General features: G+C 46.9%; 2 protein-coding genes. One reads left to right on the top strand and one right to left on the bottom strand.

All coding sequences use genetic code 11. The features are described from left to right. Positions 1-1,485 (bottom strand): hypothetical protein (locus AAC033_RS18775; RefSeq protein WP_339741042.1); only part of this gene is annotated, 1,485 nt, incomplete at its 3' end. A 353-nt stretch (positions 1,486-1,838) separates the two neighbouring features. On the opposite strand from AAC033_RS18775, the gene AAC033_RS18770 reads away from it, so the two are divergent. Further along, a complete protein-coding gene (locus tag AAC033_RS18770; protein WP_339741040.1) occupies positions 1,839-2,987 on the top strand; it encodes a N(5)-(carboxyethyl)ornithine synthase in 1,149 nt (382 codons plus the stop codon). The last annotated feature ends 222 nt before the right edge of the window (positions 2,988-3,209 follow it).

Below are 3,209 nucleotides of genomic sequence, written 5' to 3'. Positions count from 1 at the left end.
AAAAAGCCCGGGGAAATAGAGCGCCAATGCGGCTTTCTTCAGATCTTCCTCTTTGATCCACTCGTCCCGCATCCACTCGAGGTAATAGCCTTTGGTTTCGAGGAAAAACTGGTAACTGCAATCGTCGGGTAAGGGGTAGTGGATCGTGTAGTGGTCGCCCGGGAATGTGACCAGCGGTTCCTGCTCATCCGTCAGCAATTGCAAGGCCTCCGGGCAAATGGTATCGTTACTTGTAACCAGCAGGGGCTTCACGCGTAAGGGTGTTTCTTCTCCCAGAATTTCGGTCAACGATAGGTAGTCGATCCGCCAAAGTCCTTTGGTTAGGCGAAGCTTTAAGGTGATGTTTTCCTGTTCCGTTGCTGGTAATTTCACCAGGTGAATGTCGGCTGCTATGGGCCCCATCTCGTTAATTTCACCCACCTTTAGCCATTTTTCATCGGTCATTTGAACGAAAACTTCAATTCCTCCGAGCCGATCCCACATCTCCTCAATGCGTTTCAGCAGGTGTGGGTCGCCGTTTTCGACCCGCGCAACAAACCGGCCGTAGTGCGTTCCCGAGTAGGCCATCAACTCGTAGAACAGGAAGGTTGTGAGCAGGCTTTGTTTGGAGCCAATCAGTAAGCCGGATTCCACTCCGCGCGGGTTGGCAAATGTCAGTATGATTTCTTCTTTTCGGGTGAGCGTATGCTCATCGGCCAGGCTATACCGCTCCTTGCCGTCAAACGCCAGGACCAGTGCCCGCATATCTCCTTCATCCGCCAGACAGCTTTGGGGTGCTTGCAGGGCGGAGGTGCGGTAAAACACGCCTGCTTCCGTGGCAAAAACCTGTTCACCTGTTGCCAGCGGAAATGCCAGCAGATCGACATAGCGAATCACGTGGGTTTCCAGGGCTTCATTGGTCACCTTTAAGGTAAAGGTGTCTGTGGGGTGATCGACTCCGTAAAGCATATCTACATCGGTTTTTTCAAACGAAGAAGAGATGCTGGATGAAAAGCCTTCGGAAATCAGTTGCCAGTTGCCATCTTTCAGTGCATAAAACGTTGGACAGGAGCCAAAACAGGCTTTTGGGTTAGCCATACAATAGATGGAATAAAAAGCCGAAGAAACACCAGCAATGGAGATTCCAATAAGGTTGCGCCCGTCGCGTTCAATTTTGTTTGTTTCAATCAAGCTCACTTCGGAATAGGAGATCTCATACGCATGGGAATCCTCTTCCTCCTGATTCGATGCAAGCAACCGCCGGTTGAAATTGTAGTAGTCACCATAGCCCGCAATGATTTCCGCTTCTTCGTTAAACAACCAGTCATTCAACACGTACAGCGACCCGTCACTCATGTGAACTTTCAGGATTTTAGTTTTTGCTTCCGGACTGTTGAGTTCGTCATCAGACAACCGATAGACGTTTCTGTTCAATAGAGTCCGTGCACAGCCGGAGGCCAGCAGGAGCAAGATGGCAAGGATTCCGAAAAGGTGCGTGCTTTTCATGAGGTCCTCGTTTTTGCTCATGCATACGATGAAATGAGAATTAAGGTTGTTGGGTTTCAGGCAATAATGGAATCAGCCCTAAAGCCACGAAGTCCAACATGCCCTACGGGGCCGTTATTTTTGGCAGGTGGTTTTGCCAACTGTTTTATTATCAATTTTTTAATTCGCGGGTTTCTAAGATAATTAGCGTACCTTTGCCTTTGGTTTATACCATTTTTGATTTCAATCAGTCATGACTCCCTTTTGCTGCTTAACCCAGGTAATCTCCACCACAGCAAATTATTTCTCATTGGATTACGGATTGTCGAGCCGACATTAATTTGTTTCATAAAAAAATTAACAGCAAGGAAACGATGGAAAAGCTTACCTTAGGAGTTGTTGGAACGTCAAGAAAAGAAGATGAAAAACGTGTCCCCATTCATCCGGATCATCTGTCACGTCTCCCGGAAGACATTCGTAAACAACTGATTTTTGAAAAGGGATATGGTGCTCCTTTTGGTATTGATGATGATTTTTTTGTCTCGCAAGCCGGAGGGGTTGCTTCGCGTCATGAATTATTAGCAGATATTGGTTCCGTTATTATTGCAAAACCGGTGTTAGCTGATTTAGAGGAACTGCGGGAAGGGGGATTTATTTGGGGTTATCCGCATTGTGCCCAGCAAAATGACATTACGCAAGCTGCCATTGATCGGAAGCTCACGCTCATTGCCTTTGAAGACATGTTTATTTGGACTCCAAGCGGGCAGGTAGGCCGACATACATTTTACAAGAATAATGAAATGGCCGGTTATTGTGCAGTGATCCATGCCTTGCAGCTAAGGGGTATTGATGGTCACTACGGAAACCAGCGCAAAGTCATTATTTTTAGTTTTGGAGCGGTTAGCCGGGGAGCGATTTACGCCCTTAAAGCTCATGGATTCAGGGATATTACTATCTGTATTCAGCGGCCAGATTATGAGGTGCGTGAAGAAGTACTGGATGTTCACTACGTTCGTATTCGTGAAGGTAATCCGGGTGAAGCCCGGATGGTAACCGTGGAGCATGATGGGTCGGTCAGACCGCTGTCCGATTTAATTGGTGAATCTGAAATCATTATCAATGGCACTTACCAGGATACCGACAATCCGGTCAATTTTGTGACGGCAGACGAAAAGGCGACATTGAAACCAGGAAGTTTAATTATCGATGTGAGTTGCGATGAGGGGATGGGATTCTATTTTGCGAAGCCAACAACGTTTAAAAACCCAATTTTCAATATTGATACCGTTGACTATTATGCAGTAGATCATACGCCCAGTTACCTATGGGAAAGTGCTTCAAGGTCGATATCGGCGGCATTAATTGTTTATTTACCAACGATTATCGAAAACCGTGAAAGCTGGATGAAAAACAAGACCATTCACAAGGCGATCAACATCGAAGATGGCGTGATTAAAAAAGAGTCTGTTTTAACTTTTCAGAATCGCATGCCAAATTATCCCCATAACTTTATCGTAAATTGACGGTGAGCATTAAAAACCAATTCAACCTCGGGTTGGAGAAGTTTTTTTTGCAGAGAACAGTCGCAGTGAGTCATAGTCAGTTGGCAGTGGAGCTACCCCAAGCGGTCGGGACTCCCTTCGGTCGCAAGCCTCAAGCTGGCCAACCACAGGCGATGATCGGCAACACCAATGACCAATCGTGGTTCGGAAAACGCGACACCCGGGGGTGCAACGAGCCGGGTT

The organism is uncultured Sunxiuqinia sp., from assembly GCF_963974515.1.
GTDB lineage: Bacteria > Bacteroidota > Bacteroidia > Bacteroidales > Prolixibacteraceae > Sunxiuqinia.
This window is presented reverse-complemented; position numbering and strand designations above follow the sequence as displayed.